Origin of the sequence: Mesorhizobium loti CJ3sym, assembly GCF_000472785.1 — a bacterium.
In the GTDB taxonomy this organism is placed as follows: domain Bacteria; phylum Pseudomonadota; class Alphaproteobacteria; order Rhizobiales; family Rhizobiaceae; genus Mesorhizobium; species Mesorhizobium loti_E.
Genome location: NZ_AXAL01000036.1, coordinates 23,807 through 44,883, shown reverse-complemented (window position 1 = coordinate 44,883; position 21,077 = coordinate 23,807). Strand labels below are relative to the sequence as shown.

General features: G+C 58.0%; 19 protein-coding genes and 4 pseudogenes. 14 read left to right on the top strand and 9 right to left on the bottom strand.

What is annotated here, in order from left to right; genetic code table 11:
- Positions 1 to 28: 28 nt before the first annotated feature.
- Complete coding sequence (locus tag A3A9_RS0132870) at positions 29 to 1,195, bottom strand: mandelate racemase/muconate lactonizing enzyme family protein (protein ID WP_027062391.1); 1,167 nt, start codon at positions 1,193 to 1,195, stop codon at positions 29 to 31.
- Positions 1,196 to 1,246: 51 nt separating this feature from the next.
- A complete protein-coding gene (locus tag A3A9_RS0132865) occupies positions 1,247 to 1,957 on the bottom strand; it encodes a GntR family transcriptional regulator (RefSeq protein WP_027062390.1) in 711 nt (236 codons plus the stop codon).
- 210 nt (positions 1,958 to 2,167) lie between these two features.
- Between A3A9_RS0132865 and A3A9_RS0132860 the strand changes: the two genes are divergently transcribed.
- From A3A9_RS0132860 to A3A9_RS0132830, 7 genes are all read left to right on the top strand, one after another.
- The gene (locus A3A9_RS0132860) at positions 2,168 to 3,646 is read left to right on the top strand and encodes an ABC transporter substrate-binding protein (RefSeq protein WP_027062389.1); all 1,479 of its coding nucleotides are present in this window, start codon (positions 2,168 to 2,170) and stop codon (positions 3,644 to 3,646) included.
- A gap of 79 nt (positions 3,647 to 3,725) precedes the next feature.
- Positions 3,726 to 4,685, top strand: coding sequence for a carbohydrate ABC transporter permease (locus A3A9_RS0132855; protein WP_027062388.1), 960 nt, complete (start codon positions 3,726 to 3,728; stop codon positions 4,683 to 4,685).
- Positions 4,682 to 5,572 (top strand): carbohydrate ABC transporter permease, encoded by an 891-nt coding sequence (locus tag A3A9_RS0132850; protein WP_027062387.1) that lies wholly within the window; start codon positions 4,682 to 4,684, stop codon positions 5,570 to 5,572. Before A3A9_RS0132855 ends, A3A9_RS0132850 begins: the two co-directional genes overlap by 4 nt.
- A 10-nt stretch (positions 5,573 to 5,582) precedes the next feature.
- Positions 5,583 to 6,680 carry an ABC transporter ATP-binding protein gene (locus tag A3A9_RS0132845; protein WP_027062386.1) on the top strand — a complete coding sequence of 366 codons (1,098 nt, stop codon included), beginning with the start codon at positions 5,583 to 5,585 and terminating at the stop codon, positions 6,678 to 6,680.
- A gap of 32 nt (positions 6,681 to 6,712) precedes the next feature.
- Positions 6,713 to 7,876 (top strand): mandelate racemase/muconate lactonizing enzyme family protein, encoded by a 1,164-nt coding sequence (locus tag A3A9_RS0132840; protein WP_027062385.1) that lies wholly within the window; start codon positions 6,713 to 6,715, stop codon positions 7,874 to 7,876.
- Between the two features lie 23 nt (positions 7,877 to 7,899).
- Positions 7,900 to 8,649, top strand: a complete 750-nt coding sequence (locus A3A9_RS0132835; RefSeq protein ID WP_027062384.1) for a ribonuclease activity regulator RraA — start codon at positions 7,900 to 7,902, stop codon at positions 8,647 to 8,649.
- A gap of 872 nt (positions 8,650 to 9,521) precedes the next feature.
- Positions 9,522 to 9,818 (top strand): hypothetical protein, encoded by a 297-nt coding sequence (locus A3A9_RS0132830; RefSeq protein WP_027062383.1) that lies wholly within the window; start codon positions 9,522 to 9,524, stop codon positions 9,816 to 9,818.
- A gap of 57 nt (positions 9,819 to 9,875) precedes the next feature.
- On the opposite strand, the gene A3A9_RS0132825 is transcribed toward A3A9_RS0132830, so the two are convergent.
- Positions 9,876 to 10,664: a GGDEF domain-containing protein gene (locus tag A3A9_RS0132825; RefSeq protein WP_027062382.1), complete on the bottom strand. Its 789-nt coding sequence runs from the start codon at positions 10,662 to 10,664 to the stop codon at positions 9,876 to 9,878.
- Between the two features lie 684 nt (positions 10,665 to 11,348).
- On the opposite strand from A3A9_RS0132825, the pseudogene A3A9_RS45950 reads away from it, so the two are divergent.
- The 3 genes and pseudogenes from A3A9_RS45950 to A3A9_RS43220 all read left to right on the top strand — a co-directional run.
- Positions 11,349 to 11,448, top strand: a pseudogene (locus A3A9_RS45950) (MucR family transcriptional regulator); the annotation flags it as partial.
- A gap of 60 nt (positions 11,449 to 11,508) precedes the next feature.
- On the top strand, positions 11,509 to 11,685 hold the full coding sequence (locus A3A9_RS0132810; RefSeq protein WP_027062380.1) for a Flp family type IVb pilin: 177 nt from the start codon (positions 11,509 to 11,511) through the stop codon (positions 11,683 to 11,685).
- Between the two features lie 465 nt (positions 11,686 to 12,150).
- Positions 12,151 to 12,527 (top strand): annotated as a pseudogene (locus A3A9_RS43220) (transposase); the annotation flags it as partial.
- A 45-nt stretch (positions 12,528 to 12,572) separates the two neighbouring features.
- Here the strand turns inward: A3A9_RS43220 and A3A9_RS0132795 are convergent.
- Both A3A9_RS0132795 and A3A9_RS44395 read right to left on the bottom strand, forming a co-directional pair.
- A complete protein-coding gene (locus A3A9_RS0132795; RefSeq protein ID WP_245279182.1) occupies positions 12,573 to 15,269 on the bottom strand; it encodes an EAL domain-containing protein in 2,697 nt (898 codons plus the stop codon).
- A 178-nt stretch (positions 15,270 to 15,447) separates the two neighbouring features.
- Positions 15,448 to 15,663: pseudogene (locus A3A9_RS44395) on the bottom strand (IS3 family transposase); the annotation flags it as partial.
- 719 nt (positions 15,664 to 16,382) lie between these two features.
- Here A3A9_RS44395 and A3A9_RS0132780 point away from each other — a divergent pair.
- From A3A9_RS0132780 to A3A9_RS0132770, 3 genes are all read left to right on the top strand, one after another.
- Positions 16,383 to 16,616, top strand: coding sequence for a hypothetical protein (locus A3A9_RS0132780; RefSeq protein WP_027062377.1), 234 nt, complete (start codon positions 16,383 to 16,385; stop codon positions 16,614 to 16,616).
- A gap of 231 nt (positions 16,617 to 16,847) precedes the next feature.
- Positions 16,848 to 17,552: a DUF899 family protein gene (locus tag A3A9_RS0132775; RefSeq protein WP_027062376.1), complete on the top strand. Its 705-nt coding sequence runs from the start codon at positions 16,848 to 16,850 to the stop codon at positions 17,550 to 17,552.
- Positions 17,553 to 17,588: 36 nt separating this feature from the next.
- The gene (locus A3A9_RS0132770) at positions 17,589 to 18,194 is read left to right on the top strand and encodes a cupin (protein ID WP_027062375.1); all 606 of its coding nucleotides are present in this window, start codon (positions 17,589 to 17,591) and stop codon (positions 18,192 to 18,194) included.
- A gap of 201 nt (positions 18,195 to 18,395) precedes the next feature.
- On the opposite strand, the pseudogene A3A9_RS45420 reads toward A3A9_RS0132770, so the two are convergent.
- Positions 18,396 to 18,497 (bottom strand): annotated as a pseudogene (locus A3A9_RS45420) (IS110 family transposase); the annotation flags it as partial.
- A 175-nt stretch (positions 18,498 to 18,672) separates the two neighbouring features.
- Complete coding sequence (locus A3A9_RS0132765) at positions 18,673 to 18,867, bottom strand: hypothetical protein (protein ID WP_027062374.1); 195 nt, start codon at positions 18,865 to 18,867, stop codon at positions 18,673 to 18,675.
- A 222-nt stretch (positions 18,868 to 19,089) separates the two neighbouring features.
- Between A3A9_RS0132765 and A3A9_RS45945 the strand changes: the two genes are divergently transcribed.
- On the top strand, positions 19,090 to 19,473 hold the full coding sequence (locus A3A9_RS45945) for an AAA family ATPase (protein WP_027062373.1): 384 nt from the start codon (positions 19,090 to 19,092) through the stop codon (positions 19,471 to 19,473).
- A 204-nt stretch (positions 19,474 to 19,677) separates the two neighbouring features.
- On the opposite strand, the gene A3A9_RS0132755 is transcribed toward A3A9_RS45945, so the two are convergent.
- Positions 19,678 to 20,169, bottom strand: a complete 492-nt coding sequence (locus A3A9_RS0132755) for a hypothetical protein (protein WP_027062372.1) — start codon at positions 20,167 to 20,169, stop codon at positions 19,678 to 19,680.
- A 104-nt stretch (positions 20,170 to 20,273) separates the two neighbouring features.
- Positions 20,274 to 21,041 carry an alpha/beta fold hydrolase gene (locus A3A9_RS0132750; protein ID WP_051371372.1) on the bottom strand — a complete coding sequence of 256 codons (768 nt, stop codon included), beginning with the start codon at positions 21,039 to 21,041 and terminating at the stop codon, positions 20,274 to 20,276.
- Positions 21,042 to 21,077: the final 36 nt, after the last annotated feature.

Below are 21,077 nucleotides of genomic sequence, written 5' to 3'. Positions count from 1 at the left end.
CCGCACGCTGGGCCGGTCCTGAACACTGCTAACTCAGCTCAATCTCATGGGCTTGCAGGTAGTCGCGGTTCATCTCGACACCGAGACCAGGCTTCGACGTCAGCTTGAGGCTGCCGTTCAAGACGTCGAGCGGTCTGTCGATCAGGTGATCGTATTTGCCCAGGTTCCACTCCGACGTTTCCAACTTGTAGAAGTTGGGAACGGTCATCATCACCTGCGCTCCCGCAACCACGTTGATCGGTCCCGCGGCATCATGCGGCGAGACCGGGATGTAGTAGGCTTCACACAGCGCGGAAATCTTCTTCAGTTCGGTAATGCCGCCGGTCCAGGTAACGTCCGGCATGATGTAGTCGGCAAGCCTGTTCTCAAGCACTGGGACGAAATCCCACTTGGTATGGCCCCGCTCGCCCCACGAGATAGGGGCACTGATTTTCTCACGAACCTGCTTGAGGGCGTTGAGGCTCTCAGGCGGGCATGGCTCCTCGAACCAGTCGATCTGGCCGGCTTCCTCGAGGCTGCGGCAGAGGCGGATGGCGGTGGGAACATCGAAGCGGCCATGCGCATCAATGAGGATATCGACATCAGGGCCTGCCGTTTCGCGGATCAAGGCCGTGAGTTCGGCCGCCTCGCGCTCGTCCTTTCGCGTCATGCTGCCATCGAGGTAGCCGTCGCGCTGTTCGCGGGACAAGCCATCGGCGGTGCGGCCCTGATGAGGGAACGGGTCGAACTTGAGCCCAGTATGGCCGGACTCGACAATGTCTCGGATTTCGCGGACCACACCCTCCTTGTTGGTAAACTTGCGCTGGTTGGGATGAGTGTAGAGTGCGATCTCATCGCGTACCGGGCCGCCCAGCAGCTCGTAAATCGGCTTACCGAGAACTTTGCCCCTGATATCCCAGAGTGCGATGTCGATGGCGCTCACGCATTCGACTGCGGCGCCGCGGCTGCCCATGTAGGTGAAGCTGCGGAAAATCTTGTGCCAGAGATGTTCGATGCGGGCCGGATCCTCGCCGGTCACCGCGACACCGATCTGCCGCAGGATCGTGCACAGAGCGCGGTTGGCGAGCCTTGTGGTGGTGGTGATTTCTCCCCAGCCACTCACCCCTTCGTCGGTCGTCACCTCGACGAACAGGAACTCGCCCCAGTAGGAAGCATCGGACTTGATCAGCCAGGGCCGAACGCTTGTGATTTTCATGTCGACTACCTTTGTGAAATCAGTGGGTAACTTTGTCCTGGGCCGGATTTTCTACCCGGCTCGAGCGGCGTTGCGCGCGCGCATCTGTTCGAGAACGTGCCGGCCCGACCCCTCGACATGGCGGGAAATGAGTTCGCCCGCCTCGTCGGCATTTCCCGCCTTTATGTGTGCTATGAGCTCGCGGTGCTCACGCAGGATGGCCGCCCGCCGCGCGAGTGTGAAATTGAAACGCCGGCTCACCGCTCGCAGCACTTCGCGATGTTTCCACCAAAGCTCGGCGGCATGGCGGTTATAGTGACGCTGGTACATCACCGTGTGGAAGGCGGTATCCAGTTCACTGTGCCGGAAAGTGTCGGCGAAGTTGTTCTCCTCGATCAGACCCTGGATGCGTTCGAGTTCGGCGATGTCCTCGCTGGTCGCCATATTGACGAACCATCGCGTCAGGGCTGGCTCGATCAGGACACCGATCTCGTAGATGTCGCGAACAAAATCCTGATCTATGGGGCGCACGCGCGCGCCGCGATTGGCTACGAAGGTGACAAAGCCCTCCCCGCGCAACAGCTGCAACGCTTCGCGCACCGGGTTGGTCGAGGTGCCGTGACGCCGGGCGAGATCGGTGACCACAAGCCGTTCGTTGGCTGCGAGTCGGCCCTCGATGATGTCTTCCCGGATCAGTTGATAAAGCGAGGCGCCCTCGCTTGAGGCGCCGATAGGGTCAATCCCCTCCGGTGGTTCTGCTTTGAAATCGCTTGTTTCAGCCAAAGCGGCTCCCCTCAATCAATACACACTTTGCTCGATATCACGCACGGTTTCGACAAACAATGTACGATTTATCGCGTTGACAGCCAATCCACGATCTGAAAACGTATAAAGCGCTCGAAGGGATACATTTGAGGAGATGTTCCCGCAGCCGACGAGTAAAGCCGCTCGCCACGATGCTGAGCGGCATGGGAGAGAACCTGGAGGATACCTATGACGAGGATTACACTCGGCGGTGCCGTCCTGCGCGGCACTGTCTCAACCGCATTAATGGTATCGCTGATGTCCGCGTCGGCGCTGGGCGCGCCCCCGGTCGATTTGAGCAAGTGGTCGCCTGAATATGTCCGCTCCATCGCGGGCACACAGGATTTCGACACCGCGGCCGATTGCGCCAAGGTCACCCCGCTCGACTATAAGGGACGACTGACCTTCTGGTATCAGGGCATATTCGAGGGCGATCCCGACCTCTTGCGCCAATACTACAAGGATTTCTTCGAAACCTTCCGCAAGACCTATCCAAACATCCAACTTGAGGATCAGGCCCTCACTTATAATGACCTTCTCGACAAGTTCCGCACGGCGCTGCTGGGAAATGCCGCGCCGATGGCGATCCGCCTGCAAATCCTCGGTGGCACCGAGTTCGCCTCGAAGGGCTATTTGCAGCCACTCAAGCCCGAGGATGTGGGGTATTCGACCGAGGATTTCTGGCCAGGCGCCATGAAGGCCGTGACCTGGGATGGGGTGACCTATGGCATCCCGACCAACAACGAAACGATGGCGTTTATCTGGAACGCCGACATTTTCAAGCGTGCGGGCCTCGATCCGGAGAAGGCTCCGGCGACCTGGGATGATGTCGTCAAATATTCCAAGCAGATCCATGACAAGCTTGGTATTGCCGGCTACGGCCTCGTGGCCCGCAAGAATGCCGGCAACACGCCATATCGCTTCATGCCACAGTTGTGGGCCTATGGCGGCGGCGTCTTCGATGAGGCGGCTGCGAATCCGACCTACAGTGATGTCGAACTCGACAGCCCGCAAAGCAAGGCGGCGTTGCAAGCGTCCTACGACATGTACGTTCGCGACAAGTCGGTTCCCGTTTCGGCGCTCACCAACCAGCAAGCCGATAACCAGCCCCTGTTCGTTGCCGGCCAGCTCGGCATGATGATCTCGCACCCGTCCGATTACGACGTCATGCGCGACCTGCAGAAGAAGGCGACGGGTAGCGACAAGGACAAGGCGCAGACCGTCATCGACAACATGCGCTATGGTTTGATTCCAACTGGACCCGACGGCAAGCGCGCCGTCGTGTTCGGCGGCTCGAACATCCATATCCTGAAGCCTGAATATGTCGAGGGCGGCAAGGTGGACGAAGCGGCAGCGAAGGCCATCGCCTGCATGTGGGCGAGCCCTGAATGGTCGCTGAAGATGGCCTACGCCGGCTCCAACCCAGGCAATCTCAACGGCTTCAAGACCAAATGGATGAAGGATCGTCTGGACAAAATAAAGTTCCTCGACGTCACAACCTCAATGCTGCCATACGGCATCCCGTTCCCCGCGCTGCCGCAGTCCCCCGAGATCATGAACATCATTGTCCCGGACATGCTGCAGAACGCCCTGACCGGAGCGATGACGGTTGATCAGGCCGCCGACGACGCCGCTAAAAAGGTAAAGGACCTGATGGGCGGGCTCTAGGCCGAGCCGACCTGCGACCGACCTGGCCGGCTGCGCTGAAGTGCAGCCGGTTCGTTCCGAAGAACAAGGGCACGCCACAGTGACGATCGTACCCGGCAAGACCGAGGCTCGCCGAAGATTGCAACCCGATAGGTCCGGCGTGCTGCGGCAGATTTGGCAGCATCGCGCCGACTACGCCTACGTGCTCCCCGCGATCGCCGTGATGCTCATCGTCATCGCCTATCCGATCTACTACACGGTCGAGCTGTCGTTCTTCAAGACGCCACCCGGCCTGCAACTGCGCGACAAGACCTTCATCGGCTTCGACAATTACACGACCATCCTCACCAGCGACGTGTTCTGGAAAGTTACCTGGAACACGGTTGTCTGGACACTGGGATCCACGTTCTTTTCCTTTGTACTGGGGTTTGGCGCCGCGTTGGCGCTCCACCGCGACTTTATCGGCCGTGGTGTCTTGCGCGCTATCCTTATCATTCCCTGGGTTATCAGCGCGGTTGCCGCATCCTACATCTGGAAGTGGATCTACCATTCGGACTTCGGAATCATCGGCGCGGTGCTGGTCGGCCTCGGATTGGCCGACCGGCCGCCGAACTTCATCGACAACGTCTCTACAGTGCTGCCCTCCCTGATCGTCGTCAATATCTGGCGCGAGTTCCCGTTTGCCATGATCATGATGATGGCCGGCCTGCAGACGGTCCCTGAGCAGTTGCTGAGCGCCGCAAAAGTCGACGGGGCCAGTGCATGGCAGCGCTTCTGGCACGTCACCTTCCCGCACTTGGGCAACGTCTCGACCGTGACGATCCTATTGCTCGCTGTCGCCAACTTCAATTCCTTCATCATCCCTTGGATCATGACCGGCGGCGGGCCGTCGAACGCGTCACATATCTGGATCACGCACATCTATGAGCTCGCCTTTGGCCGGCAGCGCTGGGGGGTTGCATCGGCCTATTCGGTGCTCCTGTTCCTCATGCTGATGGTGCTGGGCTACTTCTACGTGCGTGCGCTAGCCGGCAACGATCGGAAAGAGGGGAGCGCATGAGCATGATTGTAGCGACTGCCCCTCGAGATCAGACCCGGCGCCGGATGCACGTCGACGGGTGGCGTTGGGCGGGGCGCATTTTCCTCGTGTTCATGCTGCTTTACACCGCATTGCCGATGATCTGGATGCTGATCACCTCGATCAAGTCCGGCTTCGCCGCGATGCAATTCCCGCCGCAATGGTGGCCCGACGAACCCACCCTCGCCAGCTACAAGAAGCTACTCGATCCGCAGAACAGCGTCGGGCGGGACTTCCTCCGCTTTTTCTGGAACAGCCTTCTCGTTGCGACTGCCACGACAATCCTTTCGGTGATCGTGGCTGTTCCTGCAGCCTATGCGTTTTCGCGTTTCACTTTCCCGGGCCGGAATTTACTGTTCTTCGCCGTGCTGCTGCGCAACATGTTCCCGGCGGTGATCTTTCTGGTGCCGCTGTTCATCCTGATGCGCGCGATCGGGCTGGTGAACACGCATGGCTCGCTGGTCCTCACCTATCTCACCTTTGGCCTGCCGCTGGCGATCTGGCTGCTCAAGGGCTTTTACGACAACATCCCGGTACAACTCGAGCAGGCGGCGCGCATCGATGGGGCAACGCGGTTCCAGGCCTTCATCCTGATCGTGATGCCGCTTTCGACACCAGGGATCATCGCCACCGCGATCTATTCCTTCATTGGCGCATGGAACGAGTACATCTACGCCTACACCTTTCTCTCCAAGAACGATCAGTTGACCTTGCCGGTCGGCATCCAGCGTTTCTTCTCGGAAAATACGACCGACTTCCCGGGCCTGATGGCGGCCAGCTTCATGATGAGCGTCCCCGTGGTGGTGCTGTTCCTCGTCCTGCAAAGATACTTCGTACGCGCCCTGACAGAAGGCGCGGTCAAGCACTAGGGAGTTGCCGATGGCCCACGTGGTCCTCAAAGATCTCGTCAAGACCTACGGCAGCTTCAAAGCCGTCAACGACGTTTCGCTGACGGTCAATGACGGCGAGTTCGTAGCACTCGTCGGTCCTTCAGGCTGCGGCAAGACGACGACCCTCAATCTCGTCGCCGGGCTGATCCCGATCACGTCGGGTGAGATCGTCATTGGCGACCGTGTGGTCAACGACCTCGACCCCAAGGACCGGGACATCGCGATGGTGTTCCAGAACTACGCGCTCTATCCGCAGAAATCGGTCTACAAGAACCTGGCGTTTCCACTGCAGATGCGCAAACTGCCCAGGGAGGCGATCGACAAGAAGGTCAGGGACGCTGCACGCGTCCTCGACATGACCGAACTCCTCGAGCGCAAGCCTCGTGAACTCTCTGGCGGACAACAGCAGCGTGTGGCCCTGGGCCGCGCCCTTGTCCGAGACCCAGCGGTTTTCCTGATGGACGAGCCGCTCTCAAATCTCGACGCAAAGCTGCGAGTGCAGATGCGGTCGGAGATCAAGCGATTCCACCAGGACCTGAAGGCGACAATAATATACGTAACACACGACCAGCTCGAAGCCGTGACCATGGCCGACAGGATGGCGGTGATGAACGGCGGCTATCTGCAGCAATACGATTCACCGGCGCAGGTGTTTGCCCATCCGGTGAACATGTTCGTCGCCAGCTTCGTCGGCAGCCCTGCAATGAGCCTTGTTCCGCTGCAGGCGTCGACGGCAAACGGCAACACTGTGTTGACCGGCGCGGAAGGCTGGCAATTTGAGCTTTCGCCGCACAACGCCCAGAAAGTCGCGAGCGCAAAGACTAAGAAAGTCGTTCTCGGCGCGCGTCACTCGACGATCAAGCTGCACAAGAGTGCGGTGCCAGCCAGCGTCCCGGCCAAGGCCTACACGGTGGAGCCGACCGGAGACGTCACCTTCGTTCAGGCGTTGCTGTCCGGCGCCATCGTCAACATAAGCGTGTCCCCCAACGTCGCCGTTGCACCTGACGAACAGATCTGGCTCGAATTCGATCAGGAGCGGATGCATCTGTTCGACGGCGAAACAGAAATGGCTCTCAAGGTGAACTGAGACAGAGCGGATGCGTGTGGAACTGGCCGTGAATGACTGCGAAGCTTAAAATCACCGCGATCAAGCCCTATCCTGTGTGGGTGGGGACGCGCAACCAGATGCTCGTCAAGGTCGAGACCGACCAGGGCATCTTCGGCTGGGGCGAGAGCGGCTTGAGCGGTCGCGAGAAGGCTGTGGCCGGCGCGGTCGAGCATTATCGCGAGTTTCTCATCGGCCGTAACCCCATGCAGATCGGGCGGATCTGGCAGGAGCTCTATCGCAGCCAGTACTTCGAAGGCGGCCGCGTTCTGCAGGCGGCGATTTCCGCCATCGACATCGCTCTTCACGACATAAAGGGCAAGGCGCTGAGGGTGCCGGTCTACGACCTGCTCGGCGGCAAGCAGCGCGACCGCATCCCGACCTTCGCCTCCACCGGAGACGAGGCAGAGGGCGATGTTGCTATCGAACGAGCCCGGGAACTGCATTCGCAGGGATGGCAGGCGATCCGTTTCTTCCCCGTCGGACAGAGCAGCAGAGACCTATTTGAGCCGCGCGAGTCAATTGGCGTGACTGCCGGCATGCTGAATAAGGCGCGCGTAGCGTTGGGCGATGAAGTTGTGCTTGGCATCGACTATCATCATCGGCTGTCGGTGGCCGAGGCGGCTAGCTTCTGCAACAAGCTCGGCCGCGGCGTGCTTGATTTCCTTGAGGAGCCTATACGCGACGAGACACCGGAGGCCTACGAATCCCTGCGCAGGATGACTGACATCCCCTTTGCCATCGGCGAGGAATTTGCCAGTAAGTGGCAGTTCCTGCCCTATATCGAGCGCGGCATCCATCAGTTCAATCGGCTCGACGTCTGTAATGTCGGAGGGCTCACCGAGGCGATGAAAGTCGCTGGCTGGAGCGAGGCGCATTATGTGGATCTGATGCCGCACAATCCCCTAGGTCCAGTGTGCACGGCCGCAACCATCCATCTCGGCGCGGCGGTGCCGAATTTCGCGTGGCTCGAGACCAGGGCGCCGGAAAGGAAGCTAAGCTTCGACAATTCCGAGTTCTTTCCCGTGCAACCTCGGCTGGACGGCCCTGACTATCCGGTCAGCGACTTGCCTGGGCTCGGCGTCGAGGTCAACGAGGACGCGATCCGGGCGCAGAGTTTCCGTTTCTGGGAAGCGCCCCATCTCAACCGCCGCGATGGTTCTGTCACCAACTGGTAGCTTAATTTCAACCGGAGCCGACAATGACGCATACTCCCGACATCACGCGGCCGCCCAAGGACCTGATCGACGCACTAAGAGAGATCGGGGCCGCGACGGTAGCCGGCACGCTCGGCCACATGGGCTTCCGCAATCCGCACATGGTCGGTCCGGTGGCGCAGAACCACGGGAAGTCGATCGTCGGGCCGGCGCTGACGTTGCAGTTCCTGCCGCAGCGGCCGGACCTCTTCAGCGAGGGAGAATATGCCGATCCGGAGACGCAACTGCATCGGCACGTACTCTACCACGCGCAGGAGGGCGACGTGGTCGTGGTGGACGCGCGCGGCGACATGAGCTCGGGCGTTTTCGGCGATATGATGTCGACCTATTTCAAGGGCAGAGGCGGCGCGGGCATCGTCATCGATGGGTGCATGCGCGACCGACCCAATGTCGACAAGCTCGATCTGCCCCTATGGCTGCGCGGCTGGACGCCCAACTACCATGTGCAAACCAGCATCTATCCCAACGCCGTCAACGTTCCCATCGCCTGCGGCGGTGTCACAGTGATCCCCGGCGACATCATCATCGCCGACGATGACGGGGTGGTGGTGCTTCCAGTCGCAATGGCCTCGAAGGTAATCGAAGACGCGAGGATGCATCACGATTGGGAAGAGTTCTCGCGAGAGAAGCTCATGCAGGGCGCGTCGTTGCAACGCTACTATCCGCTGCATGACGATGCCCGCGGGGAATACGAGGAATGGCGCAATGCGAGACGCGTGGAGAGCCCAAGCTAGCAAGGTCAGCCGCGACGGAGGCCAGACCTGATGGTGGCGGTGCTGCGTCAAAGCCGAAGGTGGGGAGTCGAGTTTCGCAACCGGGCGTTCAGCTTTGCGGCGAGGTAGCGTCGAGCGTTACGTCAGCAGTGTCCGCTTTCAAGAAATGGCAACGTCAGTGTGGAAGGCCGACATTGGGCGCATTGCTGTCCAGCAGATTTGGGGCCGCTTGCAGACCGTCCGCTTCTTGCGAGGATTGGGTAAAGCAATCGCGAACCTCACCGTCAAACGGAGTTGACATGTCCACACGAAAGCTGGGCGATGAGCGTGGCCAATAAAGCTGCGACGGCACATCCGTGGCAGAAGAGTAGGGTCGGCATCCCGCCGGGTTCGATCTTTTCGCGCGAAAAAGGTTCCGCAAGCGTTAGGCTCAGGAATTACTCTGGGCGCTTGGGATCGTCACGTTCGTCGCGATTTCATTGCGGGCTTTGCTAACGACCCTATCCGGAGACCCGACTGCATCCTGCACGTCCTACCGCCGAAGGGGCACTAGGCGAACGGTCGAAGAACCGCCGATCGCCCGCCGTCCGTTGGCCCGCCGCATTCGGGCACACCTTCTTGTAGCGCGCCCGCGGCCTTTGGAACACACAATGCGCAAGCCTGTTAGAAGCCAGCAACCCTGGACCGATATTTCATGAAACGACAAAAAACTTAAAACCGCCGATCGACGTGGTTTGGTCGAGCACGCTTTCAGAATCGGGTGTCCGAGGGAAGAACACGCAAGGCCGCGCGGACGACGGCAAGGCCGGCGCTAAGGTGAAGTCGGTCAAGATCCGCATTTCTGGCCAGCGATCGGAAACCCGCGCGATGCGGTCAGCGCCAGGCACATTCGAATGGCGGTATGGCCGGAAAAGGCAGGCAGTCACCTTGCGCGCCTATGGGACCGCGTCGGTATCGCCACCGCCAGTTCTGCCGATTTCCTGCGCGGGACAGGCTCAGGATATGCCACCGGGATTTCAGATGGCAGGGTCGCGGCGATCGACAAGCCGGACGGCTTTGTCAAGGAATTGGGCCGCTTGCCGGCCGCGCGCTTAATTGACTATTGCGTGGCAGGCGGCACCAAGGCTGAAATCGGCCGCAGCACAGCGCAAAGGAAACGCGACGCTCCCCCTAGGCTACTTCATGTGTAGAGTTAGACAGCGCACCCGCCCAAGTCAGGCGTGTTTTTTGTTGCGAGGCAAACGCCTTCAATGGAGCGCAGAAACCGCAGGGACGTTGATGTGGGTAATAGCAACTCGGTTTCGTCCGCTTCGTTTCGCATGATATAATCGCTGGTCGGCCACCTTGTACAATTCGCTGAAGGACGCGTCTGTCCCGAAGGTAACCCCGCCGAGACTAATCGATATCACGAATGGCGTGCCACCTGGAGTAAATTGGGTGGTCATCACGGCAATACGGATCCGATGAGCGACCATCTCGGCCTGGTCTGCGGGCAGGCCAGGGAGAAACAAACCAAACTCTTCCCCGCCTAGACGCCCTATAAGGTCGAACTCGCGCAGGGCCGCGCCTATGTTCTTGACCACGAGCTTCAATGCTTCGTCGCCGACATCATGCCCAAAGCCGTCGTTAATCCTCTTGAAGTGATCGACGTCGACAACGAAAAGAGCGCCACCGGTATTCCGCTCCGTTCGCCCCGCTACGCGTTCAAGGTAAGCGTCGACCAGGGACGTGAACGCGGCGCGAGTCAGGCAAGATGTGAGACCGTCTGTCGTCGCGAAAGCCAACAACCGATCGTGCGCGATGGCGAGTTGCCGAAGTTTAGTGAGAAGGTAACAGAAGAACGGCGGAGCTATCACCAGCGGTATGATGAGGTCATTGATTGGATTCGTGCCGAGCCGCCAACGCCATTCCTCGAAGGAAAAGCTGTCGATGGTGAACGCAATGGCGATGCAGCATAGCGTGCCCAGAGCTGTAAGCCCGAAGACGCGGCTCCACCCCTGAGCAGAGAAATCTAATTTCTGCCACCAGTCTACCATCGTGGAGAATGTAGAGGGCGCGATTAAAGGCACTATTAAGAAGTTAGTTCAAATACGAATCTTATGCGCCCCCTGCAGCGAGACATCTCTTTCGAAAAGCTTTCACGAATATTCGAACGTAATTCGCGTCGTACGCGTGGCGCAACTGCCATTCATTGATGGACTGTTGCAAGCTGGCCTATCTGGCCTAGTTCTGCTCCTCGGTCGCCCAAGTTACAAGCGCGATGCCGATTGAAAATGCGAGCAGCAAAGCGAAAACGGTCGCCAGCAAATTGGTGTCCAATAAGAGCCCAAGCACAACTGTCTGCAACCAGGATCGTTCATCCACGATCCGTAACCCATTGTGTCGTGGGTGGGCATAGTTACCAGTTCAGCCAGTCGGCCACTCAGTGCGCCACTTTCCGTCGGGGCCCTGAATTAGAACTTCTGCCGCATGTCCTCGCAAGGATGCTTCTGTGGCGGCTTTGATGGCGGCCAGCAAGGCGGCCGACTGCGTCTCATACGCATAGTCCTTGTCGTCGTAGCGGACTTTAAAACTATCCGCGTGTTTCGAGACGTAATACCTGGCCCCCGCCATCAACCCCACTCCCCACCAAATGCGCTGCGCACTCCGAGAAAGAGAATGAGCAATGGCCACGCGATATGTTGCCGCGCCTGCACCCGAACTGACGTCAGCTGTGAACCCGAAATCTATTTCCAGACTATATCGTGTGCCTTGAAGACGGCAAGATATTCAATACGATCAAGCGCCACCTCAGGACTAGGTTTGACCTCACGCCGGAATCGCAATTTTCACCACGCCATGCCCGCCCATGGAGTGGCCGAAGATCGCCAAGGGCAGGAAATGCGGAAAATAATCTCCCGTTTCGTCAGGGATGAATCCGGCGCTACCGCCATCGAGTATGGCTTGATTGCCGCGCTCATTGCACTCGCCATCATCACCGGCGCTGGCGCTCTGGGCAATTCGATCAACGCCAAATTCACAAGAATTGCAACGACGCTCAACAGCAGCGGATCCTAAATTTAAGACGCAAAACTGAAGCTGAAGGAGGATTCCCAGGCTGCCGGATTGGTTTGTGCTTGCGGTCGATCATAAGCTGAGTGAGGCAAACGACATCGCTTCAGCGTGGGTGTTGACCTGCCACTGAACTGTCATCCAGCTGCGATTATAGCCTCGACCGTTTTGCTTGCCGGTCAAAAAAGCCCGTCGCCCGATTTGATTGGGATCGGAGAGCGACGGGCCGTATGCGTGTAGTGCGGTACTGAAATTCTGCCGCAGCGCAGATAATGGGGCAGCTTGGTCAATGCTAAGTTAAACAGCCCGCTGGCAAAGCCGCTGCCCTTTATTGTCCCCATGATTAGTCGACGCAGGTCGACGGCGTGCATGGCGCCGTCACGGCCGATAGCTTCTCGTGATTCACCAGAACAGTTTCTGATATGTCTTCTTCATGGCCCAGGACATCTACGACGTGGTCTATCGCCCCCCCGCGGCCAGGCCGAGAATCTGATCAAGATGCACAAGAGCCAGCTTGCCACGGACCGCACCCCCTGCCGTCACCAATTGCCAATCAGGTGCGCCTCTTCCTGCACAGTGCCGCATACTGTGTGATGCTCGCGCTGCGTGACGCGGTGCCCAAAACCCACCAGCTCAGCAAAGCCGAGTTCGCCACTTTGCCTCCCAGGCTCCTTAAGATCGGCCGCCCGCGTCACCGATACCGTCTCGGGCATCAGCCTGGCCTTCGCCGCCGCCTGTCCCGAAGACCGCTTTTGCGCGCGATCGCCGTCACGCTGCAGCCAACAGCACCATCACCATCAGCGCCGGGAACAGCGCCTACAACAAGTCCAGGGCACGCCGCGCGGTGAAAAGACGCCTCATCATCCGCGCCGGCTCGCTGGCGGCAAACGCGCTCATGGTAAGACGGGCCGGCCCCTTGGCCCTCTTAGCAAATCATCGATCTCCGCGGCGGAGACAGGTCTGCTGAAATAATAGCCTTGCATTTCATCGCAGTTGTTTTTGCGCAGAAAGTTTACCTGCTCGTCGGTTTCGACCCCTTCGGCTATAACCCTCATATTCAGCTTTTGGCCCAGCGATATCACCGCACTCGCCACAGCTTGATCATCTTCGTTTCTGGCGACGTCGGTGATAAAGGATTTGTCGATTTTGAGCCGCGCGACCGGGAACGTTTTGAGGGCACTGAGGCTTGAGTAGCCCGTGCCGAAATCGTCGATTGAAATCTGAACGCCCAGAGCCTGGAGCTCGTTCATTGTTGCCACGGCCAGCTCGACATCCTGCATGATCAGGCTTTCTGTCACCTCGAGCTCGAGGTAACAGCCCATTAGCCTGCTTTCGCCGAGAGCATGGACGACACGTGCAACCAGGTTGTTCTCTCTGAACTGGCGGGCCGAGACGTTGACGCACACTGTCATCGGCGGCAATCCTGTTTCCTGCCACGCCTTGTTCTGTCGGCAGGCCTCGTGCAGAACCCAATCGCCGATAGGCACGATCATGCCAGTTTCTTCCGCCGTTGGTATGAAGTCGACCGGCGGCATCGCACCTCGCGTCGGATGGTTCCAGCGGATCAATGCTTCTACCGCAAAAACGCCCCCGCTTCGCAGGTCAACCTGCGGCTGATAGAGGAGGGTGAACTCCGAACGGGCAAGGGCATTCCGCAGCTCTTCCTGTAACAAGAAACGTTCGTGCGCCCTGATGTTGAACTCGGGAGCGTAGAACTGGAAATTGTCTCGCCCCACCTCTTTTGCGCGATACATTGCCGCATCGGCATTGGCCACGAGGATTTCCGGGCTGGCACCATCTTTAGGGTAATTTGCTATGCCGATGCTGGCTGTCGCCCTCACAAAGTGCTCTCCCAACTGGACCGGCTCGGCTATCGCTTTGCGCACCTCTTGAAGGGTCTCCGCGATAAGATCGACGTTTTTCGGTTGGTCAAACAGGACGAGCACAAACTCGTCGCCGCCAAGTCGAACGACCGTATCGGTGGTTCTCACGCATGCCACCATCCGTTCAGCTAGCGCCTTGAGCAGTCTATCGCCGGCGTTGTGCCCGAGCGTGTCGTTGATGAGTTTGAAATTGTCCAGGTCGATGAAAACCACCGTAACCCACCTGTCGTATCTCTGGGCGTGTATAATCGCTTGTGAAAGTCGGTCCTCGAGCAGAGCTCGATTCGGGAGGCCAGTTAGCACATCGTGATTGGCCATAAAGTGGATCCGGTCTTCCGCTACCTTGCGCTCAATGGCGATGCCGGCGATGCGAGTGGTAAAGTCGATCAGATGCGTTTCGGCGTTGGCGGGCTCACGAACCGTCATCGAGTACATTGCGAAGACACCCAAAACCGCGCCTTGGTGGGAGAGGATTGGGGTCGACCAGCAAGAGCGATAACCGTACGTCGTCACCAGCTCGCGGTAAGATTCCCATAGCGGGTCTATCATCACATCCTTGACGACCACGCGTTCACGTCGAAACGCTGCCGTCCCGCAAGATCCAACCTTGGGACCGATGGCGACCCCATCAATTGCGTTGACATAGCCTTGCGCCAAGCTGGGCGCTGCGCCATGTCGCAGATGCTTGCCCTCTTTATCGAGCAGCAAAACCGAACCAAAAATCCCCGTGAGTTGCGATTCTATCAGACGCACCAGACGGTCCAGCACATCTTCGAGAGATGCGCCTGTCGCGATCATTTCAAGGATATGTGCCTGTCCGTCCCGGAGTAGGTCGGCTTTCTTGCGTTCAGTAATGTCGTGGGCAATGCCAACGAGACCAAAGATCTCATTTTGCTGATTGCGCAGCGGTACCTTCGTCGACGAAAGCCATTTGCCCGCCCCTAAGGCGTCGATGACGAATTCTTCCTCATCGATCATCGGTTGCCCGGTTTGGAGAACATTCAATTCGATGGCCCGAAATTTGTTCGCAAGTTCTGGGGCGTGAAGGTCGAAATCAGTCAACCCGATCATATCAGTGGTCTTTTCACGACCACTGTCGGTGGCAAGCGCCTGATTGGCCACAATGAAGCGGCTTTCCGCATCCTTGACCCAGAGATAGTCTGGAACCCAGTCGATCAGTGTCTGCAGAGATATACGCTCGTCGACTATCTGGCGGGTGGCGGCCAGCTCGGTGATATCCTCATGGGTCGAAACCCAACCGCCGTCTAACATCGGCTGGTGATAGACCTTTACCGTACGGCCATCGGCAAGATTGGCAGTCCACGTTCGCGACGCAGTGCCCGTATTAACCGACCGCGCCAAAGCGAGATAGTCGTCGACAGACATAGCGGATGTACCAGCCGCGATGCGATGGATCACGATATCGCGTAGCGCGATGCCAGGCTTTAGAACATCGGATGGAATTCGGTAGATCTGAGAGTACCGAAGATTTGACAGGATCAACCGCTCCTCGGCATCAAACAGACAGATCCCTTGGGATATGTTATCGATGACCGTCGCAAATCGAGCAGCCTGAGCTTTGAAATTTTTAATTTCGGTCTCAAGATTGGTGTTATGGACCTCGTAGGAAGTCCTCGCCAATTTTGCTAGCGCCACTAACCCAGCCGTTTCTGTGGCCTGTACAGCTTTGTTCGTTGATTTCACCACCAAGCGGAGACCTCCGGTCTGCTGCTTCGCCAAGAAAGAAATGGTTTTAGAACTAGCTGGCAAACGTTATCGAAAGCTCAATAACCGCAAGCGAATTGCGCAGGGGATGCTGCAAGGAGCCGAAATGCTCTGATGACGTTCTTTTGAATGAATATGTTTACGCGATGTTTCCGAGTCGGTCCCTGCCTTCGCGACTTTGATCGGTCGCCGGGCAATAGCGCGAATGGGTGTCGACGATAGTCAGGATGCGCAGCTTCTTGTCGGTCGCGAGCTAGTCATGAACAAAATTCATAGGCCAGACATCGTTCGGTCCGACAGTCTCCCTGAGTTTCGCTTTCACTCTTCGCTTGCGATGCTTCTTCCAGAGCTGAAGGACCAACTTGTCGTAAATCCGGCGTGCTAGCCGCAAGATTCTCCACCGTTATTCCTAGGCTTTCTGAGGTGGTCCCAATTTTTTGGGGTGGTCCCAGATTTTGAGACGGGGCATAAGGTGGATCGACCGATCAAAAGGACGATCCAACATGAAGACACGTTGCAGGTGATCAACCTGTTGAACTAACGGCGCACCAGCTGTCCCGCTTGTCGGACCTCCCCCTTGCCTGGGCTGACCAGGCTTCACTCCTAGGGTTCTAACCATCGGGCGAGCATCTCGCTGATCAGTCGACCATCACTTTGGCAAACACTTGGCTACGGAATTCGCCCGACAGAGACGGACGACCAAAAGTCAGGCGTTTTTGGCGTTCACTGCGGCGTCTCACCCAAGTGTTGCCCCCTACTCGGCGCTAACCCACGGAAATGTCGGAGCTATTCTGAGACGGTTGAAGACCCCGGAAGAGATCCAGCGCGCCATCGCCTTTAAGCACTGATTTTGCTGCTCTATTTTGATCACAAAGTAGCACATCTGTAGCATAAACCCGTGACAAAAGCCATAAGGCTGAATCCACGACTGACCGAGTTAATCTCTGCTGCCAGCAATTCGACCCCATCAGGCTTGCCGCGATCCGGCACCAAGCCAAAGATCTCTGCGTCGGCCGACCATGACGCACGTCATGTAGGCCTTGCTCGCGGTGGGCCTTCGTGGTCCAAATCGAACCGACACCAAGGAGATCGGATATGCAGGGTAGAGAACGCGTTCTTGTTGAGCGCTTCATTGGTCTCGACGAGTTCGGAAAGGATCATGAGGTGAGCCTCTTCGACGTCTACGATATAGAGACTGGCGTCGGCGTGGACTCAAGGACTCTTGTCGAACGAGTAGCTGAATCATCAGATGGAAGCGCACTGACGCCTGTCAGCGACGATGTATTCAGAGTTCTGGGCACTGAGTGGGTAATCACACGAAAGAAATGACACCCCTTGTCGGCGCCGAGGTATCAATCCTCGAAAAGGCGCGCCGCCCAAAGCCTGGGTCCACTACTCAACGCTAGGCGGAACTGCCGGTGATGCGATGATCAATTCTGCTCGCGCAGCCCAGGCGCACGGACACCACCGATTCGGAGCCAGGTCGATCGTTGACTTTTGAGCTTCCCGCCCAAAATTGCATGTAGCCTGTACTCATAGCGGACATCGTGGAGATTTCTCATGGATAGCGGCATACTCACGCCCGCCGACGCACTTGCAGGAAAAGGTCGGACGCCTTTTCCTGATGCGAGCGATGAGTATCAAGAGGCGCGACAGGCGCTGTTGAAGGACGAAATCGAATTTCGTCGGCATATGACCCGAGTTGCCGAGCAGCGCAGAGGCCTGCCTGATGGACCGGTCATCGAGAAAAATTATCGCTTCCAGGATGCCAACGGCGCCGATCTCGCACTGCTTGAGCTTTTCGGTGACAAGGACATACTTGTAACCTATTTCTGGATGTTCGGACCGCAGCGCGCGCGCCCCTGTCCCATGTGCACGAATTGGCTAGGTGCGGTGAACGGAAATGCTGCTGACATCAAGCAGCGGGTGAGCCTCAAAATTCTTGGACGCAGCCCGGTCGAGCGACAGATCGCGTTCGCACAGGAACGTGGGTGGCGCGATTTGGATTTTGTCCAGACGGTCGGCGACGACTACGCCAATGACCTCAAGCTCATTAACGCTGACGGCACTGAGAACCCAGCCTTGGTCGTATTCAAGCGCGACGGTGAGCAAGTACGGCTGTTCTGGGCGAGCGCGATGACGGCGGAGATGGCCGACCCCGGACAGGATCCGCGAGACGCTCCAGACATCGCACCGCTCTGGTCGATCCTTGATCTTACCCCTGCCGGGCGTGGAACCGACTGGTATCCGAAGCTCAGCTACTAGGGCTTGGGCGTGGCCAGTCCCAACGCGAGGCTCGGCATGACCATTCTGGAGAGCCCGAAGAAAGCTGTCGAGCGGGTCACCGGGTTTGCTAAACCGAGCGAGAAAAAGCTTGCCGGTCTCGTCAGGCTGCGAAAAGCGAACGCCTTTCGGTTCAAGGATGATGGCCTCGTGCCCAACCATCCGGCGTGGCCTTTGGTCGTCTACCGGGGCGCCGTGAGGTTGCCAGCCGAATTCGATCCCGCCGCAGTCATGGAAGCGCTCTTCGGGGCCAATGGCTGGGGCGATAGCTGGCGCAATGGCATCTACGATTACGTTCACTACCATTCGCAAATACACGAGGTGCTGGGCGTCGCACGCGACACGGCCAAGGTACAGTTTGGCGGCAAGAAGGGCCGGACGCTGTCCCTGAAGGCGGGCGATGTGGCGGTCCTTCCGGCCGGCACCGGTCATCAATGCCTCTCTGCATCCGGCGATTTCCTGGTCGTCGGCGCATATCCGCCCTCTGGAACGTACGACGAATGCACGACTGCCGAACAGCACAGGAATGCACTCGCGACGATCCCCAAGGTGGGTCGTCCACGCAAGGATCCTGTTTACGGAAGCAAAGGCCCGCTTCTCGGGCTTTTCACGAACGCTCGTTAACGTCGGAACGAAATAGCTGAACTATTGTCGATGCCGACCCAGCGAGACTGTTCGCATGTCGAAGATCAATGACGAGTGGAAAGTTGGGCCACACGGTCAACTCGAAAAACTCGACGACGGCCTGCTGACCGTTGCGGGTCAAATACAAATGCCGCTCGGTCACTTTCCGCGTCGGATTTTGACTGGGCGACGCACTGCTATCTGGAGTGCCGTTCCTCTCGCCGAGCCGCCAGCACCATTGATAACGTGAACCTGAAGTACCTGCTTGGCGATATCCAGACCAATTGTGGTAATCTTCTCCATGAACGGCTCTCCCTCATATGACTTTCGACAGCCGCACTTTGGTACATTGCGATGCCCGGAGCGGACCCGTCCACCATCAGGTCAGGACCTGCGACCTCGGCGGAGTTTTTTTCGCTACCGACCTGACACGCGTATTTTTCGGGATTGCCAGAAACTTCACGGCAGTCCAGACCCCTTATCTGGTGAAAAGAAACGCAGCATCTCGGTGATGGAACGTCTGGAAGCCACTTTTCACGGCGACACCGGTCAGGCATTTCGTGCCGATCATCACACCCATCTTGATGCACAGCTCATTGCCTTTGATCTCCCAGGTCACGGCTTGCTTGATCGGCCCCTCCAAGAGACCGCTTCCATCCCTGCGCAGCGTCATTCGGCCAGCTTTTCCGTCAGGCACTTTCCAGTTCCAGGGTCTTCCATCCGTCAATGACTGGCAGAGGAGCTCATCTGATCACCATTTATGATCCTCTCCCACCTAGCTACGCGTCAGATGAAGATCGCCGAAACGCCGTAAACACCCTGGTTCGACAGCGAGGTCTGAGGGCAGCAGTCGATACAACTTCATTCACGAATACAGCGCCATGCGTCTTGGTGGGTGCTCGAATTGGCCGGCGTGGACCACGCGCTTACCCGCACGAAACAGCGGAACAATTCGCTGCTTGACGCGACCGGCAAGCCGGTCAGCGAGATGGCGATCACAGCACTCCTTGCCGGCCTATCTCGCGATGCCTATGCGACAATGTTTTCCTTGGATGACGAGACATTAGAAGCCGGTGGAAAGGCAATCCTGGTGTCGCGCGGTGACCTCGGCAAGCTCTTATTCACGGCCAGCGCAGGACTTGGACATGACGGCGAGACTACACGTTTGTCGGACAAGCTGAGAAACGTTGTCCAATTGCGCGGAGGAGGAAATAGGAACCGTCGCGTTAGTACGATTTCAAACAGCTTTTGGTCTGACCCTACCATGCCCCTCCGCTAGTGCCGCGCATCCTGTGCGCCCTCGGCGGGCACAACGAAATGGAAGACGGCTCCTCGAGTTACTCCCGTCGTTGCCCTAATGACTACGACCTTTTTATCCATGGCCAAAGCACTTCTCCTTGCAATCAGCTTCAAACATCCGGAGGCGCATTTCGTTTCCGCCCAAATACAATGACATTGGCACAAATACGATCACGTCATAGAGTTATATTCGCCACGACTTAGCTTTCACCAAGACCAAAAAGATGAGTAAGTGTGTGACGAGTACGACGGGAGCGTAGAAAATATAGATAAACCAAAAGGTGCCCATGTCGTAGGTCGGTAAGTTTATTTGCAGAAGACCGCGCACTCCATTCAGCAGGTCCACAAATCCCCAAATGTTGGTTACCCACACGAGAGGAATAGGGAAACGCCAATTGGTACCCAGGAGAAGGATGCAAGCGAGCGCGAGCCCTGCTTCCAGGAGGTCGCCGTAGGCGGCGCCGGAAAGAAAGGCGGACGGCAGTTTTGAATCGACCATGCCCGGAACGAGCAGTGTCATGCCCACGTATCTTGGCACATGCGCAAAGAGCAGGATGGTTAGAGCAGATTTAAGGGGAAGCTTGGCTAATGCGGGCCAAACATACAAAACCGCTATGACAGTCAAGACGAATACACTTGAGGTAAGCTGCATCCAGAAAATCGAAACGTTATTCATTGGTCATCTCTCTCAATGGTCTACTGGCCGCACATCCGCGGCACTCCTGAATCCAGATACGAACTAAAATGCCGGCGCTGGCAGCGCCGCTAAACAGGCTGTCGTTACGTCGGGGTGGAGCGCGCAGCCTGCCCGATCGCATCGACCACGACGTCCGGATAAGTGAGGGGGACGGCGTGCGAGGAGTTCACCTCGATGACGGTGGAGTGGGCGCGATCGGCCTGGAGCTTATATTCTTCCACAGGAAACACCGCGTCCTGCAGAGGCCTGATTTGCCAGCTCGGTTTGCTCGTCCATGCCGCGGACGTTAGATGCTCGGTGATGGCGGCCAGGTCGATTGGGCGCTGAGTGGCCATCATCAAGGCAAGTTCGTCCTCGGGCACGTCGGCGGCAAGGAGGGCGCGGAACTTGTCGGCTCGGACAAGGGAATATGCGCCGCTGGTTCCGTCGGGCAAGGTATATCTGGTCACGTTGACGGATGAGGCGAAGTCGAAGCCGGGAAACCGTTCGAGGCAATCCTTGAGGCGCTCTCCGACCGCAGGCATGGGGGCGGCTGCGTAGACAAGGCCGCTGACCTTTGGGTGGTCCCCAGCTTGGGTAATGACGGCCCCGCCGTAGGCGTGGGAAACGAGAATCACCGGGCCCTGGATTCCGTCGAGGACGCTCCGCAAGTAGGCGACGTCGATGCCCAGACTGCGTAGCGGATTGGCAAAGGCGACCACGGGGTAGCCATCGCGTTGGAGCCGAGGAATCACCAAATGCCAGATTGACGCATCTTCGAGGCCGCCGTGCACGAGCACGACCGTTGGCTTAGACGCTCCGGACCCCCCCGAGGTCGCAAAGTTATCTTCGATTAGTCCTTTAGCGCCCATGTGCGTTGTCCTTGTCCAATTGATCTGCTGCCGTCG